This is a genomic window from Pseudomonas sp. LBUM1656 (assembly GCF_059716065.1).
In genome coordinates this window covers 3,290,561-3,309,048 of record NZ_CP166800.1, presented here as the reverse complement: position 1 = coordinate 3,309,048, position 18,488 = coordinate 3,290,561, and the positions used below count along the sequence as shown (strand labels likewise).

The window sequence follows — 18,488 nt, the reverse complement described above, 5'->3', positions numbered from 1 at the left end:
ACTTGGGGGGAAGTGTTGTTATTGAGGCCGCCTTCGCGAGCAAGCCCGCTCCCACAGGATGTTTGAACGCCACATACCCCTGTGGGAGCGGGCTTGCTCGCGAAGAGGCCATCACATTTACCGAAAATTTCCAAAGGTGGACCCACGCACAATCAACCGCGCCGAAAAATCCAATGTCCGCACCGGCCCGTCATCCCCGCGCAACCGCTTGAGCAAACACTCAAAGGCACGCGCGCCAATTTCCTCCGTCGGCTGGGCAAGCGCCGTAATCCCGCTACCCACCAGCGGATACCAATCCAGATCATCCAAGGCAATCAGCCCGACATCCTCAAACAGATTGCACTGCAACTCACGCAAGGAATGGGTAGCGGCCAACGCTGCAATGCCATTGGCACAGAACAACGCTTTCGGACCAGGGCCGGGTGTTTCCAGGAAGGTTTTTAGCTGCACAGTCAACGCGCTACCGGTTTCCAGCACAGCGCCGGTCAGCGTCGGACGCTTTCCGATCTGCGCCTTGAAACTGCTGACCCGTTCAATCCGCGAACTGGTGCCATCAAACGGTTCCGTCACCATCAGCACGTCGCGATAACCGCGTTGCTGCAAATGGGCAATGGCCATTTCCACGGCGGCCGGGTTGTCCAGACCGACCAAATCACTCTCAAGCTGTTCGACCTTTCGATCCACCAGCACCATCGGCATCTCCCGATGCAATTCACGCAACTCATCGCGGTGGTGGCCAAGGGTGTTCACGATCAAGCCTTCAATGTTGTACGAGCGCAGCAACGCCAGATGCTGGCGTTCCTGCTCGTCATCGCGATCGGTGTTGCACACCACCAGGCTGTAACCGTGCTGACGGCAGGCGGTTTCCACCCCGTGCATCACGGCTATCGAATAAGGGTTACGGATATCGGCCACCAGCATGCCGATCAAGCGAGTGCGCCCGCGCTTAAGACCGCGGGCCATCTGGTTGGGGCGATAGCCGAGTTCGGCAATGGCTTGCTCGATACGCAAGGCAATGGCATCGGAGAGCAAGGCGCGGTCATCGCCGATGAAGCGCGAGACGCTGGCCTTGGAGACACCGGCATGTTCGGCCACGTCGAGCATGGTGACGCGGCTGCGCTGGGCGGCGGAGAAATCGTTCACGTAGGTGGACCTGTTATTGAAGTTGTAGGTCATTGAGTCTGAAACCGGTTTCAGAAGACATCAAAAATCACCGTCCCGTCAAGTCTGACACGCCAGTCACCGACACACGATTCCGACAAACGGTATTGAAACCTGTCAGATCTGACAGTAGGCGGGCAGGAAATAAACGGATCTAATTTATTCCATCGGCACCAGAAAAATCCGAACTTGGGGGCAGAAGATGGCTTCAGCAAAAAATGCCGGAATTGGTGTGTTTGCCGAGAAGTTCACTGTCGAGGGGGTAGATCCAAACGATCCGACGGCGCTGTTGCCGCCAGACGCTTCGACCAATGGTGTGTACTTGAACATCCCCCTGTGGGAATCGCCCTCCACGGGGGTTGGCAACCGGGACTTGTTGGAAATCTGGGTGCTGGAACCAGGTGTCACGGGTGAAACGCTTTTCTACAGCAACCCTTTTCCTGTTCCGGTAACCATTCCCGCACGGTTCCATCTGCCGGCACAGTACCTTCAACGCGCTGGTGAGATCAGCCTGCGGTATCGGGTGACATTGGGAGATAACGGCAACGAGGACACCTCGTTGCCACAACGTTTCACGTTGAGACGCCCTGTTCCAACCAATCTGGTGGAACCGGTTTTCCCCGATGCCACCCTCTGGGGTTATCTCAATTGCAAAACGATTCCGCCTATGTGGCAGGGGATTGAAGTTCGTATTCCGCGACAACCGGGCAAGTTTGAGCGTAATGACCAGTGCCTTCTGGATTGGGAGTCTTTCAGGAGCCTGAACGGGGTCGGTGCCATCGCGAATACGTCCACTCGTTTCACCAAGCGGTTGACCGAGCAGGAGGCTATTAATGGTTTCAACTTCATTCTTATGCAGTACGACAGGTTAATAAAGCCTATTGAGGGGTTGGGGTCGGCTTTGGTCAAATACTCTATTTATCGTAATAACGCCCCAGTGGGAATGTCTGCAGCGGGACTGGTAAAGATCGACCGCGTTATTCCTGGGGAGTCAGTATTTTGTGGTCCTTGAAGTTGTTGAAACAGCTGCAAAAGTTGTACGTGGTTAACGTGTAATAGTAGTTGAAGCTGAAGGACGTCAGTGCCGGAATTTAGTTCAGGGGTAGTCCCCTGATACCTGGAGCATGCAGCCAGCAGTCGCGCAGTTCTCCATCGGGCAATTACGTGTGTGGGTCAATGATTTAACTCATCGATGGAGTATACGAAAATGAATATGCAGGTTAAAACAGGTGGCGGTGTCCTGGCTTTGCCACCGACCGTTGTTGACCAATTACCGGATTTGCGCCTGACTTATAAGCAGCTCAGAGAAGACCGGCTGATAAAGGTGCAGTTGGCTGATATTGATGATAAAAGCCCGGAGGGTGGCCATAGAGTCGAACTTCATTTGTTCCCGAAAGGTGTCATCCCTGTCGAATTCGATCCCACTTATGTCGTTGCAACCCGATTAAAAGCCAACGAGTCTGGGGGTGACTGGACATACCCGATCGAGTTCGACGTGACCACCGAAAGGCTGATCGAACTGTTCCATTTAAACGGTGATTACACCGTATACCAACTGGCATTCATGATTTACGACGCCTTCGAGAACGTCGATACCTCCGGACCGTTTGCCGATGTCCTGATCGACTTGACCGCGGCTTATCAACGGATGCCAGGCGGGCCTAATGGTACGGGCAACAGGCCGCTGGTGCTGACGTTGGGCGCTACGTTTCCTGCGGTCATCGACGATGCCTGGTTGAATGACCCAGCCAACGCTGGTGGATTGGCCCTGGTCATTCCCACTGCTTATCAAAAGTTTGAAGCGGGCCTCGACAAGCTCAACTTCTATATTTCTACACAAACTACTTTCTCATTGATGCAGGGCCAAACCCCCGCGATTGCAGACTTCCCCCTTCCTGTGGGTGGAGCAGCCAATGTTGAACATGCGTTTCTCGCTGCCTTGCCTGAGGGCACTTACTATTACGCCTACAACATTACGGATTTACCGGGCAATATCAGCAATAACTCGCCTATTACCACGATGTTCAGAAGGGTCAAGACACCAGCCCCGGTACTCGAAGCACCGACAATTCCAGTCACCGGTCCCGGTGGCCGTATACCGATCACCTTCCTGACGGTTGCTTCGCCGACCAAAGCCATCATGGAGATCAACTTTCCCCTTAACTCGTTACCCGGTGACCGGATTATTCCATACATCACTTCGAATGAAGCCGGTGCGCCTATCAACTTGCCGGAGCAAATCATCCCACCTGCAGGCACCCCGGGCCCACTGAAATTCGAACTGGACTTCGACATCTTTGCCCAGCTTTTTGGCGACCCCAACGGGGCAGAAGAGGTGGAGTTCGAATACTGGTTTGAACTGTTTCGCTCTACCATTACGCCCAATCCGGTCTCGCCGTCCAGCTTTGGCGTAGTCGATTTTGCATATGCCGGGCCGGAACAACCAAACCTGCCGGAACTGGAAAACCCTAATATTCGGCCAGTGGTGGTTCAGGGCGCAGGTACTCCGCCGCCGGCCCCTAATACACTCGGTCCGGCACAGGCAGGCATAGCTGCGACCATGAACTGGCCAATATGGGTTGACAACAGTCGCCCGGTAACGGGCCGGGAAATTGTAAAGTTCTATTATCAGGACAAACAGGTCGGCGATCCGGTACCCGTGCGAGTGGGCGATACAACAGTCACAACCACCTTGCCTTGGGACACCATTCGGGCTGAGATGAACGGCACCGTCGCGGGTGGTAACCCCAGAGAGGCTTACGTAACCATCGAGTACCCTGGCAGCGACAACGTGATGAAACAGCAAGTCACGACAAAAGTCGATGTGACAGCCATCGTGATCAATTTGCCGGAACCTCAGATTGTTGTTTCAGCCTTCCGGACAGCCACGGCATTGGTGCCGGAACGCATCGTTACCAGCATCAACTGCCCCAGTCTCAACCACCCGCAAGTGGCAAATGGACCTATGCCACCTTACCTACCGCGCCAGCTACGGATCAGGATCCGGCGCGATGCCAATATCCCGGCGGGTGCCACGGTGAACTTGGAGGTTGATGGCCGGGAAACCAACGCGGTGGGTGCCCCTGTTATCCCCAATACCCGCATCACCGACACGGCGACGATGCCGGCGACCGGGGATCTGGAGTTCAGGCTGACAAACTACACCGCGATCAGGACGATCCAATTGGCAGCTACGGGTACACGTCCTCCGACCCGTTATGCGCGTATCGCTTATACGGTTAACGGGATTGAGTCCGCGGTCACAGTGCCTGTTGCGCTGTTGAACTCGAGCCTGGTGTATTGCGAGCAAGAGCGACCTGAGCCATCTCCTTAATTGATGCTTGAAGTAAATCTTCCTACTGATGAAGGCGGCACTGGTTGTCGCCTTCATCAGTGGAGGTGAAGTCTTGTACGTCCAGATACGGAGCCTCGCACTACAAAAATGGATAAGTCGTACATACACAAGGATTTGTCCTACATATAGCTGGAAAGGTAAACCGTAGTCTGGCGGCCGTTTCAGTCCGGCTCGCGCACAGTTTGAGTCGGAGACTCGTTCCTGACGGAATGCAATCGAGTAGGACTTAACTATGTCGTCAAAGATGCAACTTCCCTTCCCTAAACATTCGATAGGTCTCTGGACATTTTCGTTTATATCCCTCGTATTGAATTCATCATTGATTCAGGCTGCCACCATCCCCGCGGGCACCAGTCAGTCCATCGACTCCAATACCCCTGTCGAAAACTGGCAACTTGAAGCCAACGCCACACTGATCGGTTCTGGAGCCGCAACGCTCGGTATCACCAGTTCAGCAGGTGGAGTGATCAACTTGACAAACTCAAGCGTCACTTCGGCAGGAGAAGGCGGTTTTGCCCAAGGTATTTTCCTTACCAACGCCAACGCCATCCTGAGCAATTCAACGGTCACCAGTGTCTCTGGAATCGGGCTATCGGCCGTACGTGGCGTTTCAAGCATCGGCGGTTCGACAGTAACCCTGCGTGACCAGGCGGTTGTTCGGGGCTTACAAGGCGGGATTGCGGGTAACCGTTTCAGTGAAATCAACGTTCAGAATTCGACCGTAGAAGGGACGGGCGTCAACAGTTTCGGGATTCGTTTGCTTGAGGGTTCATTGACTGCCAGCGGCAGCACGATTTCCGGCGGTGTCAACGCCTTGATCGTTGGTACAGACACACAGGCATCAGCGATCATTCCTACGACGATCGTGCTGGACAGTACCCGGGGGGAAGGCAAGAGCGGCTCGGCCATTGTGGTTGGCATCAACGCGCCGAATTTTCCCACCGTGGCCAATATCGAAGTACGTAATGGCTCAAGCCTGATCGCCGGTAACGGTACGCTGCTTGAAGTCGGTCCTGGCGCTTCGGCCAATTTTCTCGTTGATAACAGCGTCTTGGTTGGTAATGCTGTGGTGGCGTCCGGTAGTTCGGCGAACATCACCTTGCAAAACAATGCATCGCTGTCCGGTGACTTGCAGAACGTTACCTCAGCAACGCTCAACAATCACGCGAGTATGACGGGCAACGTAGTAGGTGCCTCAAGCGTGTTGATCAACAACGGGTCTACATTTGCCGGCAATTTGCAAGATGTAGCCAATGTAACGATCAATAATCAGAGCGTAATGAGCGGTAACGTGCAAGGCGCCTCAAGTGTGGTGATCGACAATGCCTCCACATTCACCGGTAATTTGCAGGATGTAGCCGTTGCAACGATCAACAATAAGAGCGTGATGACCGGGAATGTCACGGCCGCTGCTGACAGTGTTGCCAGCCTGAATGTGGACAACGGTGCCAGCCTGACCGGTCAGGTGAACAATATCGCCAACTTTTCCATCAGCAATCAGGCGCTGTGGCAAATGACCGACAGCCAGTCGGTTAACAACCTCACACTCAACAATGGCGGCAGGGTGCGCCTGGGGGGAAATCAGGAATACTTCCAGCTGAACGTGGTCAATCTGGCGGACAGTGGCACGTTTGAGATGGGTGCTGATTTCAACAAGGGTATCAGCGACCTGTTGAATGTCACCGGCAGCGCTGCCGGCAATCATCAGTTACTGGTGTCCAGCACAGGTCTCGATCCGGTGACTGATTCGTCGATCAAGGTAGTACAGAGCGTCGCAGGTACTGCCCAGTATGGTCTCGTCAACAATCAGGTCGACGCCGGGGCGTTTACTTACCGCTTGGTCAAGGAAGGTGATGACTGGTACCTGCAACCCGATAAAACGGTAGTCAGCACGCCGACGCGTGCAGTGTTGGCGATTTCCGCCGTAGCACCCACGGTGATCTACGGTGAGACAGTATTATTGAACAACCGGATGGGGGATCTACGCGTCAACGGTGGGCAAACGGGGGGATGGGTTCGGTCTTTCGGTAGCCGGTATAGCATCAGCAACAATGCTTACGGAAGTGGTTACAGTCAGAACCAATACGGAATTTCCATGGGGGTGGACACCCCGGTACAGATTGCAGGCGAGCGAGTATTGCTGGGTAGTTTTATTGGCTACAGCAAGTCGAACCTCGATTTGAGTCGCGGCAGTTCCGGGGAAATCGATAGTACATTCATCGGCCTCTACGGTACCTGGTTGGGCGGTAACGGTTACTACCTGGATACCGTGGCCAAGCTCAATCATTTCCGCAACGATGCCAAAGTATCAATGAGCGATGGCAAGCTGACCGAGGGTAATTACAACAATCTGGGTGCCAGTGCCTTGGTCGAGTTCGGTAAACATATCGACATTAAGGACGGGTATTACGCAGAAGTATTTACCCAGTGGCAGGCAGCCTCCGTGCAAGGCAAGAAATTCAGTCTGGACAACGGCCTGAAAGCGGATTCGGACACGACGCGTTCCCTGCTGGGTAAGGCGGGTGTGACCTTGGGACGTGGTATGACATTGACCAATGGCAGCGTACTGCAACCGCATATTCGGGCAGCCATCGTTCATGAGTTCGCAAAAAACAATGAAGTACGAGTCAACGATAATAAGTTCAATAATGACCTGTCGGGCAGCCGTTTCGAAGTCGGAGCAGGCGCCTCGTGGACATTGAATGATCGCTGGCAACTCCATGCGGAAGTGGACACCAGTAAAGGTGATAGTGTCACCAAGGATTATGGCGTGAATATGGGGGCTCATTTCAAGTTCTGAGTGGTCAGTAAAAAGGGAAGCTTAAGCTTCCCTTTTTATTAATGGCGATGTTGATTATCCTGCTTTCAATACCTGAAAGTCTCCCTTGAATAGAAAAGTCTCTCCGTCCTTGTCCGGTAGTTCGAGATTGATGCTGAATTTGCCCTTTACATTTCCTTCCGTTGCCGGCTGAAGTTCGATGCTGCCTGAAACACCTTCGTAGATAGTTCCGTCTGCGTCTTTGAAGCTGAAGTTGGCATCGTCTCGACTTTTCAGTGAATAGACACCCTCCGCAAAATCCTCGGGAATAACGATAGCAAGCTCTCGAGCAAACGAGCTGTTCGCTTTCGTTTTTGAGGCCGGCCGGTCAATGGCAGTGATCAATACGGCTTCATTTGCGTTGGGGCCTGTTTTGACTCTCTCGATCAGTCGGGAGGTAGCATTAAAATCTGGAATTTTTTTGTCGGTTGCATAAGCCTTGGCATTGACAAAATTGCCGTCTGCAAAGCTGGTACGTTTGATCACAGCGTTCATGGATTCGGTCTCCGTTACAAGAAGTAAGGTATCCAAAGGCCATGCGCGGCCCTAATCCTGGATGAACCATGAAAGCTTGTTTCTGCACAGACTGTAAACTGTCATTGTTGACAGTTTACAAAGGTTGACATTTGTGAGGTTAATTACGGAATACACAAGATTCTCGGCGGACATGCCCTTATCGTTATCACTTCTATACGGCCAGGGGCAACCAGGCAGAACATAACAACAGAACACCCATGCTCCTGTTGAAATACGTTTGCGTGGAGCGTGATTGCAACAACTTGCCAGACCCCACACCCACTATCGCCCACGCTCCCAAGCAAGGCAGCGACACCAAAAAGAACACCAGCGACAGATGCAACACTTGTAGCGTTTTTTCCGTACCGTTCCCGGAAAAAACGCCTATCACGGCCAATGCCATCATCCAGGTCTTCGGGTTGATCCACTGGAGACCGGCCGCTCCCCATAATCCGAGCCGCGGGCCCCTGAAGGGAGATTGTGGATCTAACAGGTCTGGGGGGGAGCGGAAAATCTGCCAAGCCAGGTAACTGAGCCAGACGATGCCGAGCCATTGCATGGCTGTTTCTATAAACGGATGGGTTTTCAACACGTGCCCCAATCCGCTGCCAACCAGTATTACCACCAACGCCGCGCTCGAACAGGCGCCGAAAATGATCGGTAGCGCAGCCTTGAAACCATAGCGAGCGCTGTTACTGAGCACCAGAATATTGGTGGGGCCCGGTGTGATAGAAGCGACGAAAGCAAACAGTAAAAAAGGCAACAAGGTGGATTGCATGACCTTTGAGCTCCAGTGAATGATCAACGGTGTCGATCTTCACAAGTTCAAGGTCATGCGTCTGGAACATTTGAGCAGCGCTTGCGGTACAGCGCCGGTGTCAGGCCATAAGCCCGGACAAACCAGCGTCCCAAGTGACTTTGATCGGCAAACCCCAACTCCACCGCCACCGCCGCAGGCTGCACGCCGCTAGCGAGCAGCCGCCGCGCCCTGGACAGGCGCAATTGCACCAGATAGGCGTGGGGTGCTAGCCCATAAGCCGCCTTGAACGCACGGGTCAGACGGAAGCGGTCGACGCCTGTTACCGCTGCAAGCTGGTCAAGGCCGACGTCGAAATGAGCGTTGGCGTGCAGGTACTCCCGAGCCTTCTGGGCCACCATCGGCAGGCGCGGGTCTTCGCCATAACGGGCGCGCCAATGCAGGTGGCTGGTCAGGCGTTCGAGCAAGCTGTCGATGGCGGTCTGGCGGACGATCTTCAGTTCACCGCCATGCAGGGTTTGAAATGCCAGACTGGTGGCCTGAGACAGTCGGGTGTCGCTGGCCAGGGTGGTGGCGAAACTCAATTGGCTGTTGAGCGGCGCACCTTCGAACAATGCGCTCAACTCACGCTCCAACCACTGCGGATCGAGGTACAACATGCGGTAGGTGAACCCATCCTCAGTCGGCGCTTCACCGTCATGAATGTCCCCCGGTTCGAGCATGAACACTTTGCCCGGCGTGCTCTGGTGCCGGGCTCGCCGGCAGTTGAATTGCTGAACGCCTTGTTCGGTCACACCCACCAGGTAACTGTCGTGCCAGTGCGGGTCGTAAGCATGGCCTTCGAAATGCGCACGCAGGGTCTCGATGCCAGTATCGGCGTCCTGGGCCAGATCGAGCCAATTGTGAGTGGTCATGCTGCACCTGCGAGACGGGTTACCGACTTATTTAACGCCCGCGCCGGGAATAATGACTAGAACGTTTGTGCAACGGTCAGCCAAACAACCCAGCAGCGATGTTGATCGAGAACCCGAGAATCGCCGTGTTGAACAGAAAACCGATCAAGGATTGCGCCAGTACAATCTTGCGCATGCTGCGTGTTGCCACGCCCACGTCCGAAGTCTGCACCGCCACGCCGATGGTGAACGAGAAATACAGAAAGTCCCAGTAATTGGGCGTTTCCAGTCCTTCAGCGAACCGCAACGCCAGGTCTTTGCCGTCCCAGGTGTAGAACAGGCGAGCGTAATGCACGCTGAAAATCACCCCGATCAACAACCATGATCCGATGACGGTCAATGCGGTAAAGCCGTAATGCAGGAGCTTGCGGTTGGTTTCCAGGTCTCTGCTGCCAGCTAGTTCAAAGGTGATCGTCGCGAGGCTGGCAAGCGCCGCGATGCACACCACGAACAGCACCAGCCCGGCGTTTTCGTCCTCGACCTCGGCGATGCGTTTCACGTCCGGCGCCTTGGCACGGGCCGCGAGCCAGAGCATCAGAATCAGGTAGGTCCAGACCCCGACATTCCAGCCGATGAGGATTTTGCTGATGACCGAATCCGCTGGAGCCAGAATGCCTGCCGCGACACCGAGGGTGGCAGCGGCGGACAGGCGAGGGTGGGTGCGGGCGAGGAAGGGCATGAGTGCTCGATGGGGCAAGGTTATGCCAATACCTTAGCCCAGCGCAGTCCGTTGTGACCACATTAGAGAAAACAACACGACCCGTGTGGGAGCGGGCTTGCCCGATGAGGGCATAACATTCAACATCAGGGTCGACTGTTATACCGTCATCGCGGGCAAGCCCGCTCCCACAGGGGATGTGTGTTGTTTAGGTGACTTTATGGCGCTTGCGGACCAGTTTCATCACCACCACAAAGAACACCGGCACAAACACCACCGCCAGCGTTGCCGTGATCATCCCGCCAATCACGCCCGTACCGATCGCTTGCTGGCTCGCCGAACTGGCGCCCGTGGCAATCGCCAACGGCACCACACCGAGAATGAACGCCAGCGACGTCATCACAATCGGTCGCAGTCGCAGGCGCGCGGCTTGCAGTGTGGCGTCGATCAAGTCATGCCCTTCGTCGTACAGGCTCTTGGCAAACTCGATGATCAGGATCGCGTTCTTCGCCGACAGGCCAATAATGGTGATCAACCCGACCTTGAAGAACACGTCGTTGGGCATCCCGCGAAAGGTCACCGCCAATACGGCGCCGAGCACACCCAGCGGCACCACCAGCAACACCGAGGTCGGAATCGACCAACTCTCATACAACGCCGCGAGGCACAGGAACACAATCAGCAGCGACAAGCCGAGCAGAATCGGCGCCTGGCTGCCGGACAGGCGTTCCTGCAACGACAACCCGGTCCACTCCTGACCAAGCCCTGCCGGGCCGAGCGCAACCAGGCGCTCGATTTCCGCCATGGCTTCACCAGTGCTGTGACCGGGCGACGGCTCGCCGGAAATGCTGATCGCCGGGTAGCCGTTGTAACGGGTCAATTGCGCCGGGCCCTGGGTCCATTTCGCCTGGACGAAAGCCGACAGTGGCACCATTTTCCCGGCATCGTTACGCACGTGGATCTTCAGCAGATCGGCGACCTGACTGCGCTGATCGCCTTCGGCCTGGACCACCACCCGTTGCATCCGCCCCTGATTGGGGAAGTCGTTGATGTAGGCCGAACCGACCGCCGTGGACAGCACGTTGCCCACGTCAGCAAACGACACGCCGAGCGCGTTCGCCTGTTTGCGGTCGACTTCCAGTTGCACCTGCGGTGCTTCGGCCAGCGCGCTTTCGCGCACGTTCATCAGGATCGGGCTTTTCTCGGCGGCGGCGAGCAATTCGCTGCGCGCTTTCATCAGCGTGGCATGACCGAGGCCGCCACGGTCCTGCAAGCGGAACTCGAAGCCACTGGAGGTGCCGAGGCCGTCAACCGGCGGCGGCAGCACCGAGAAGGCCACTGCATCCTTGATCTGGCTCAGCGCGATGTTGGCACGGTCGGCAATCGAACTCGCCGAGTCGTCGCTGCCCCGATCCGACCAATCCTTGAGCGTGGTAAACGCCAGGGCGGCGTTCTGTCCGCTGCCGGAAAAACTGAAGCCTAGAATCACCGTGCTGTCGCCCACACCCGGTTCCGTGGCGTTGTGCGCTTCTATCTGCTCAACGACCTGCACCGTGCGGTTTTTGCTCGCGCCCGGTGGCAGTTGAATGTCGGTGATGGTGTAACCCTGATCCTCGACCGGCAGGAACGAGGAGGGCAGGCGACTGAAACACAGGCCCAGACCGATCAGCAGCACACCGTAGATCAGCAGATAACGACCGGTGCGTTTCAGCGCATAGGCGACCCAGCCTTGATAACGCGCGGTCAACCGCTCGAAACCACGGTTGAACCAGCCGAAGAAACCGCTCTTTTCGTGGTGCTCGCCCTTGGCAATCGGCTTGAGCAGCGTCGCGCACAGCGCTGGGGTCAAAGTCAGCGCCAGGAACGCCGAGAACAGGATCGAGGTGGCCATCGACAGCGAGAACTGGCGGTAAATCACCCCGACCGAACCCTGCATGAACGCCATCGGAATGAACACCGCCACCAGCACCAGGGTGATGCCGATGATCGCCCCGGTAATCTGTTTCATGGCCTTGCGCGTCGCCTCTTTGGGAGACAGGCCTTCGGTGGCCATGATCCGTTCGACGTTTTCCACCACCACGATGGCGTCGTCCACCAGAATGCCGATGGCCAGCACCATGCCGAACATGGTCAGCACGTTGATCGAGAACCCCAGCGCCAACATAGTCGCAAAGGTGCCCATCAGCGCCACCGGCACCACCAGCGTCGGGATCAGCGTGTAGCGGATGTTCTGCAGGAACAGGAACATCACCGCAAACACCAGCAGCATCGCCTCGCCGAGGGTGTAAACCACTTTGGTGATCGAGACTTTGACGAAAGGCGAAGTGTCGTACGGGATCTTGTATTCCACGCCCGCCGGGAAGTAGCGCGCCAGTTCGTCCATCTTCGCCCGCACCAGGGTCGCGGTGCTCAGGGCATTGGCGCCCGGCGACAGCTGCACGCTGACTGCGGTGGAAGGCTTGCCGTTCAGGCGCGTGCCGAACTGGTACTCCTGGCTTCCGATTTCGACTCGCGCCACGTCCTTGATGCGCACCGTGGAGCCGTCGGAATTGGCCTTGAGGACGATGTCGGCGAATTCTTCCGGCGTCGACAATTGGCCTTTCACCAGAATCGTTGCGGTGATTTCCTGGGTGGTGCGCGTCGGCAAATCACCTATGCTGCCGGCCGAGACCTGGGCGTTCTGCGCGACGATGGCGGCGTTGACGTCGGCCGGGGTCAGGTTGAAACCGATCAGCTTCTGCGGGTCGATCCAGATGCGCATCGCCCGTTCGGCGCCATACAGCTGGGCCTTGCCGACACCGTCCAGACGCTTGATTTCGTTCATCACGTTGCGCGCCAGGTAATCACTGAGCGCTACATCGTCGAGCTTGCCGTCACTGGAGGTCAGGGTGATCAGCAGCAGGAAACCGGCGGAGACTTTCTCCACTTGCAGGCCTTGCTGATTGACCGCTTGAGGCAGGCGTGACTCCACCACTTTCAGGCGGTTTTGCACATCGACCTGGGCCATCTCCGGGTTGGTGCCCGGCTGGAAAGTGGCTTTGATCGTGGCGCTGCCGAGGCTGCTTTGGGATTCGAAATACAACAGATGGTCGGCACCGTTGAGCTCTTCCTCGATCAGGCTGACCACACTCTCGTCGATGGTTTGCGCCGATGCGCCGGGGTACACGGCATAGATTTCGATCTGCGGCGGCGCGACGTCGGGGTATTGCGCCACCGGCAACTGTGGAATGGCCAACGCGCCGGCCAGCAGGATGAACAGGGCAACCACCCAGGCGAACACCGGGCGATCGATAAAGAACTGCGGCATAAAAAGCGTCCTGCTTACTGACCAGAAACCTGGGCAAGTGGAAGAGGGGTGTTATCGATCTGGACTTTTTCACCGGGCTTGGCGTGTTGCAGACCTTCGGTGACGATGCGGTCGCCGGGTTTCAGGCCGCCGGTAACGATCCAGCGATCGTTCTGCACCGCGCCCAGCTCTACGGGTTGCTGACCGATACGCTGCTCGGCGTCGAGCACCAGCACTTGGGCAATACCGGCGCTGTCACGCTGAATGGCCCGCTGCGGCACGCTGATGCCTTGCTGGTTCACCGCTTGCTCCAGGCGCACACGCACGAAGCTGCCCGGCAGCAAATCGAGGTCCGGGTTGGGGAACTCGCTGCGCACAATGATCTGGCCGGTGCCCGGGTCGACGGTGATGTCGGTGAACAGCAACTTGCCCGGCAGCGGGTAGAGACTGCCGTCATCCTGAATCAGCGTGGCTTTGGCCTGGCCCTGACCCACTTCTTTCAACTGGCCGGAACGGAAGGCGCGTCGCAGGTCGTTGAGTTCGCGGGTCGATTGGGTCAGGTCGGCATGAATCGGGTTCAGTTGCTGAATCAGCGCCAGCGGCGTGGTTTCGTTCTGCCCGACCAATGCACCCTCAGTGACCAGCGCACGGCCGATGCGTCCGGAAATCGGCGCAGTCACAGTGGCGTAACCGAGGTTGAGTTTCGCCCGGTCCACGGCCGCTTTGCTGGCGGCGACGTCGGCGGCGGTCTGTCGGGCACTGGCCCGGGCGTTGTCGTAATCCTGACCGCTGATGGCGTTGCCTTCGATCAGCTGTGCGTAACGCTGTTCTTGCAGTCTGGCCTGGAACGCATTGGCCTCAGCCTTGCGCAAGGACGCTTCGGCGCTGTCCAGGTCAGCCTTGAAGGGCGCCGGGTCGATACGGAACAGCACATCGCCTTTTTTCACGTCGCTGCCTTCGCGGAAGGCGCGTTGCAACACGACGCCGGCAACCCGTGCACGGACTTCGGCAATCCGTGGCGCGGCAATCCGCCCGCTCAATTCGCTGGTGATCGACAGCGGCCGGGCTTCGACGGTTTCGACGCGAACCGTGGCCAGAGGCGCCTGTTCTTCAGCGTTCGAGGACTTGTCACAAGCGCTCAGTGTCAACGCCAAAGCCATCAGACTGAGCTTGGCAAGCAGGTTCTTTGACATGTAAATACCCCAATAATGACTGCCCGCATCCTACGGGGAGGCGAGGAGAGTAGCGGTGAAGCTTTGTTGGTGCTGTGTGAAATTGTGTAAGGGTTTTACTCACGGGCGGGCGCGGGCGTATATCCTTCGCAGCTTGAAACTTTTTGCGACGGTCTGACCGCCATCGCTAGCAGGCTAGCTCCCACAGGGGTTTGATGTGAGCACAGATTTTGTGAACACCCCCAATCTACTGTGGGAGCTAGCCTGCTAGCGATGGCGGCCTGACAGGCGCCACTGCACTTTCTGGAAACACCCATGCCCAACATCCTCCTGGTCGAAGACGACACCGCGCTCTCCGAACTGATTGCCAGCTACCTGGAACGCAATGGCTATTGCGTGAGTGTGATCAGCCGTGGCGACCACGTGCGTGAGCGGGCGCGGGTCAATCCGCCGGACCTGGTGATCCTCGACCTGATGCTGCCAGGGCTCGATGGCCTGCAAGTCTGCCGCTTGTTGCGGGCGGATTCGGCGACGCTGCCGATCCTGATGCTGACCGCCCGCGACGACAGCCACGATCAGGTGCTGGGCCTGGAGATGGGCGCCGACGACTACGTCACCAAACCCTGCGAGCCTCGCGTGTTGCTGGCCCGCGTGCGCACGCTGTTGCGCCGCAGCAGCCTCAGCGAACCGCAGACCGCCAACGACCGCATCCTCATGGGCAACCTGTGCATCGACCTGTCCGAGCGCACCGTGACCTGGCGCGAGCAACTGGTCGAACTGTCCAGCGGTGAATACAACCTGCTGGTGGTGCTGGCCCGGCATGCCGGCGAAGTGCTGAGCCGCGACCAGATCCTGCAACGCCTGCGCGGTATCGAATTCAACGGCACCGACCGCTCGGTGGACGTGGCGATTTCCAAATTGCGACGCAAGTTCGACGACCACGCGGGCGAGGCGCGCAAGATCAAGACCGTGTGGGGCAAGGGCTACCTGTTCAGCCGTTCCGAGTGGGAATGCTGAGACGATGTTCAGAATCCTCTTTCGCCTCTATCTGGTGATGATCGTCTCGTACAGCGCGGCGATCTACCTGGTGCCGGACCTGGTGATCAAGGTGTTCCATGAGCGGTTTGTCACCTACAACCTCGATTATTCGCGCGGCCTGCAAACCCTCATCGTCAAGCAGTTCCACGCGGTGCCCGAAGCGCAGTGGCGGGCGTTGGCGAGCGAGATGGATAAGGAATTCGACCCGCTGCGCATCGTCCTGACCGGCAACGACAACCCTGATTTCACCCTCGATGAGCAGGAGCGTTTGCGGCGTGGTGAGAACGTCGTGCGTATCGGCGACTGGGGCTGGCGCACCCTGGCAGTGACTCCGTTGAACAAGACGACGGTCGTGCAAATGGTCGTTCCACCGGACCCGATGGACGTCAGCCTGTTGTACTGGAGCATCAACGTCCTGATCGGCGCGACCATGCTCGCCTGCCTGTTGCTGTGGCTACGCCCGCACTGGCGCGACCTGGAACGCCTCAAAGGCACCGCCGAACGCTTCGGCAAAGGCCACCTCGGCGAGCGTACGCAGATTTCCCCGCACTCCAACATCGGCAGCCTGGCCAACGTCTTCGACACCATGGCCGGCGATATCGAAAACCTGCTCAACCAACAGCGCGACCTGCTCAACGCCGTCTCCCACGAATTGCGCACACCGCTGACGCGCCTGGATTTCGGCCTGGCCCTGGCCCTGTCCGACGACTTGCCGGCCGCCAGTCGCGAGCGGTTGCTGGGGCTGGTCGCGCACATTCGGGAACTGGATGAATTGGTGCTCGAATTGCTGTCCTACAGCCGCCTGCAAAACCCGGCGAGGCTGCCGGAGCAGGTCGAAGTGTCGCTGGACGAGTTTATCGACAGCATTCTGGGCAGCGTCGACGAAGAACTGGAATCGCCGGACATCGTGATCGATGTCGTGCTGCATGGGCAGCTCGAACGCTTCGTGCTGGACCCGCGATTGACCGCTCGTGCGATACAAAACCTGCTGCGCAATGCCATGCGTTATTGCGAGAAGCGCATCCAGATTGGAGTGCAGGTCTGTCCGAAAGGCTGCGAAATCTGGGTCGATGACGACGGCATCGGCATTCCCGATGATGAGCGCGAGCGGATCTTTGAACCGTTCTACCGGCTGGACCGCAGCCGCGACCGGGCAACGGGCGGGTTTGGCCTGGGGCTGGCGATCAGTCGCCGGGCGCTGGAAGCGCAGGGCGGCACGCTGACCGTGGAACCGTCGCCATTAGGCGGCGCACGATTCCGTTTGTGGCTGCCCACCTCCGCCTGACGCACGCTATGTAGCAGCTGCCGAGCAGCGCGAGGCTGCGTTCGGCTCGGGCCGCGTTCGGACGAAGCAGTCGTAAATCAGGCAACCGGTTCTATCAGGAAAACTGCGTATACCGGATTGGCGAGTGCTCCGCACTCGAACGCAGCCTCGCAAGCTCGACAGCTGCTACAACGTTAGCGGCAGCCTTACGCGCTAAGCCGGCTGCGCAACAACTTCGCCATGACCTCCAGTTCCGCCGCCGGGTTATGCCCGATCAGCATCCACGCATGTTCCATGTCCGCCCAATACACTACATTCATCTCGTGCCGAATCTCATGGGCGAAATGCCGGCTGCCGCTGTTGGAGCGCTTGGCGCACAAGGCAATCGGACCATGTGCCGGGTCCAGATAGGTAATCTGCGCGATTGGCATGCCGTCGTATTCGAGGATTTGCGCGCGCTTCAATTCGGACCGTGGCAAGGCCAGTTGCGCAGGCGTCAGGGTCAGGCCCAGACGCGCGTCGATGGTGCGCAATTGTGCCCGTTGCGAAGCTTCGTCGACGGGCAGGTGCTCGAGGGTTTGCGGCACGTACAGCGACATATAGTCGGCGACCAGGCCCCGCCAGTTGCTCGTTTCCTGGCTCAATTGCCAGCCGAGGAACAATCGATCCGCCACCACGCCGCTGACCACCAGGCCTGCCGCCGCGGCGAGGAACCAGCGTCGGTTCAGGGCCGGCCGTTCAGGCGAAGGCAAGGTGTCGAGCATCGATTGCAAGCGGTCGACGGGCGCTTGTTGAGACAGTTCGTCATACGCTTCTTTAAAAGGCAGGCTGCTACGGGCCAGCCATTGCAGGCGCAGGTTGAGGGTCGAGTCGTCGGCGATGGCCGCGTCGATGCGGGTGCGCTGGTCGACATCGAGTTGATCGTCGAGGTACGCCACCAATTGCTCGTCCGAGGGTGTCGTGCGGTCGTTCATCGACGTTCTCCCGTGAAAGGGTTCGGTACCGTGTGCAGCGGCGGATATTCCGCCAGTTTCACCCGGGCGGCGGCGAGTCGGCTCATCACGGTGCCGATGGGCACTTGCAGTACATCGGCGACTTCGCGGTACGACAAGCCTTCGACGTAAGCCAGGTACACCGTTTCGCGCTGGGCCTCGGGCAGGGCGTCGACACGGCGGATGACCTGGGCGGCGAGCACATGGGTCTGCGCCACGGATTCACCGTCAAACGACAACTGGCTATCGGCATCGACCAGGCCCTGACCCTGGCGCACCCGCCGGGCTCGCACTTCGTTGAGCCAGATCGAATGCAGAATGCTCAGCAGCCAGCGGTCCATGCGCGTGCCGGGGACAAACTGCCCGGCGCGCTCAAGCGCCCGCACGCAGGTGGCTTGCACCAGGTCTTCGGCCACATGCCGTTGCCGGGACAACAGCAAGCCGTAACGCCATAAACGCGTCAGATGCTGGCCCAGTTCTGCTCGTATTGCCTGATCGCTGGCGATGGCGACCTCCAT

General features: G+C 57.8%; 14 protein-coding genes. 5 read left to right on the top strand and 9 right to left on the bottom strand.

Features of this window, described 5'->3' with window-relative positions; all coding sequences use genetic code 11:
• Positions 1–117: 117 nt before the first annotated feature.
• Positions 118–1,143, bottom strand: a complete 1,026-nt coding sequence (locus ACA072_RS15005) for a LacI family DNA-binding transcriptional regulator (protein WP_497618587.1) — start codon at positions 1,141–1,143, stop codon at positions 118–120.
• A gap of 220 nt (positions 1,144–1,363) precedes the next feature.
• On the opposite strand from ACA072_RS15005, the gene ACA072_RS15000 reads away from it, so the two are divergent.
• From ACA072_RS15000 to ACA072_RS14990, 3 genes are all read left to right on the top strand, one after another.
• Positions 1,364–2,173, top strand: coding sequence for a hypothetical protein (locus ACA072_RS15000; protein ID WP_497618585.1), 810 nt, complete (start codon positions 1,364–1,366; stop codon positions 2,171–2,173).
• A 195-nt stretch (positions 2,174–2,368) separates the two neighbouring features.
• Entirely contained in the window at positions 2,369–4,495 is a 2,127-nt protein-coding gene (locus ACA072_RS14995) for a hypothetical protein (RefSeq protein WP_497618583.1), read from the top strand.
• A 253-nt stretch (positions 4,496–4,748) separates the two neighbouring features.
• Entirely contained in the window at positions 4,749–7,316 is a 2,568-nt protein-coding gene (locus ACA072_RS14990; protein WP_497618581.1) for an autotransporter outer membrane beta-barrel domain-containing protein, read from the top strand.
• A gap of 54 nt (positions 7,317–7,370) precedes the next feature.
• Here the strand turns inward: ACA072_RS14990 and ACA072_RS14985 are convergent, their stop codons facing one another.
• From ACA072_RS14985 to ACA072_RS14960, 6 genes are all read right to left on the bottom strand, one after another.
• Positions 7,371–7,829: a hypothetical protein gene (locus ACA072_RS14985; protein WP_497618579.1), complete on the bottom strand. Its 459-nt coding sequence runs from the start codon at positions 7,827–7,829 to the stop codon at positions 7,371–7,373.
• Between the two features lie 193 nt (positions 7,830–8,022).
• Positions 8,023–8,628, bottom strand: a complete 606-nt coding sequence (locus tag ACA072_RS14980) for a LysE family translocator (RefSeq protein ID WP_497618577.1) — start codon at positions 8,626–8,628, stop codon at positions 8,023–8,025.
• 53 nt (positions 8,629–8,681) lie between these two features.
• Complete coding sequence (locus tag ACA072_RS14975; protein ID WP_497618575.1) at positions 8,682–9,521, bottom strand: AraC family transcriptional regulator; 840 nt, start codon at positions 9,519–9,521, stop codon at positions 8,682–8,684.
• A 76-nt stretch (positions 9,522–9,597) separates the two neighbouring features.
• Entirely contained in the window at positions 9,598–10,239 is a 642-nt protein-coding gene (locus ACA072_RS14970; RefSeq protein WP_497618573.1) for a DUF1345 domain-containing protein, read from the bottom strand.
• Positions 10,240–10,426: 187 nt separating this feature from the next.
• Positions 10,427–13,525, bottom strand: a complete 3,099-nt coding sequence (locus ACA072_RS14965; RefSeq protein WP_497618571.1) for a multidrug efflux RND transporter permease subunit — start codon at positions 13,523–13,525, stop codon at positions 10,427–10,429.
• 14 nt (positions 13,526–13,539) lie between these two features.
• Positions 13,540–14,697, bottom strand: coding sequence for an efflux RND transporter periplasmic adaptor subunit (locus tag ACA072_RS14960; protein ID WP_497618569.1), 1,158 nt, complete (start codon positions 14,695–14,697; stop codon positions 13,540–13,542).
• A gap of 294 nt (positions 14,698–14,991) precedes the next feature.
• Here ACA072_RS14960 and ACA072_RS14955 point away from each other — a divergent pair, with 294 nt between their 5' ends.
• Positions 14,992–15,693 (top strand): response regulator, encoded by a 702-nt coding sequence (locus ACA072_RS14955; RefSeq protein WP_109631796.1) that lies wholly within the window; start codon positions 14,992–14,994, stop codon positions 15,691–15,693.
• 4 nt (positions 15,694–15,697) lie between these two features.
• Complete coding sequence (locus ACA072_RS14950; RefSeq protein ID WP_497618566.1) at positions 15,698–16,999, top strand: ATP-binding protein; 1,302 nt, start codon at positions 15,698–15,700, stop codon at positions 16,997–16,999.
• Between the two features lie 185 nt (positions 17,000–17,184).
• Here the strand turns inward: ACA072_RS14950 and ACA072_RS14945 are convergent, their stop codons facing one another.
• Together ACA072_RS14945 and ACA072_RS14940 are read right to left on the bottom strand one after the other, a co-directional pair.
• The gene (locus ACA072_RS14945; protein WP_497618564.1) at positions 17,185–17,952 is read right to left on the bottom strand and encodes an anti-sigma factor family protein; all 768 of its coding nucleotides are present in this window, start codon (positions 17,950–17,952) and stop codon (positions 17,185–17,187) included.
• Positions 17,949–18,488 carry an RNA polymerase sigma factor gene (locus ACA072_RS14940; RefSeq protein ID WP_497618562.1) on the bottom strand — a complete coding sequence of 180 codons (540 nt, stop codon included), beginning with the start codon at positions 18,486–18,488 and terminating at the stop codon, positions 17,949–17,951. The genes ACA072_RS14945 and ACA072_RS14940 overlap by 4 nt, the downstream gene beginning before the upstream one ends.

Bases quoted from the DNA above. Each gene is read 5' to 3' on its own strand.
- ACA072_RS14940 (WP_497618562.1), bottom strand. From the start codon at position 18,488: ATGGAGGTCGCCATCGCCAGCGATCAGGCAATACGAGCAGAACTGGGC.
- ACA072_RS14945 (WP_497618564.1), bottom strand. From the start codon at position 17,952: ATGAACGACCGCACGACACCCTCGGACGAGCAATTGGTGGCGTACCTC.
- ACA072_RS15000 (WP_497618585.1), top strand. From the start codon at position 1,364: ATGGCTTCAGCAAAAAATGCCGGAATTGGTGTGTTTGCCGAGAAGTTC.
- ACA072_RS14965 (WP_497618571.1), bottom strand. From the start codon at position 13,525: ATGCCGCAGTTCTTTATCGATCGCCCGGTGTTCGCCTGGGTGGTTGCC.
- ACA072_RS14960 (WP_497618569.1), bottom strand. From the start codon at position 14,697: ATGTCAAAGAACCTGCTTGCCAAGCTCAGTCTGATGGCTTTGGCGTTG.
- ACA072_RS14990 (WP_497618581.1), top strand. From the start codon at position 4,749: ATGTCGTCAAAGATGCAACTTCCCTTCCCTAAACATTCGATAGGTCTC.
- ACA072_RS14950 (WP_497618566.1), top strand. From the start codon at position 15,698: ATGTTCAGAATCCTCTTTCGCCTCTATCTGGTGATGATCGTCTCGTAC.
- ACA072_RS14970 (WP_497618573.1), bottom strand. From the start codon at position 10,239: ATGCCCTTCCTCGCCCGCACCCACCCTCGCCTGTCCGCCGCTGCCACC.
- ACA072_RS14980 (WP_497618577.1), bottom strand. From the start codon at position 8,628: ATGCAATCCACCTTGTTGCCTTTTTTACTGTTTGCTTTCGTCGCTTCT.
- ACA072_RS14975 (WP_497618575.1), bottom strand. From the start codon at position 9,521: ATGACCACTCACAATTGGCTCGATCTGGCCCAGGACGCCGATACTGGC.
- ACA072_RS14985 (WP_497618579.1), bottom strand. From the start codon at position 7,829: ATGAACGCTGTGATCAAACGTACCAGCTTTGCAGACGGCAATTTTGTC.
- ACA072_RS14955 (WP_109631796.1), top strand. From the start codon at position 14,992: ATGCCCAACATCCTCCTGGTCGAAGACGACACCGCGCTCTCCGAACTG.
- ACA072_RS14995 (WP_497618583.1), top strand. From the start codon at position 2,369: ATGAATATGCAGGTTAAAACAGGTGGCGGTGTCCTGGCTTTGCCACCG.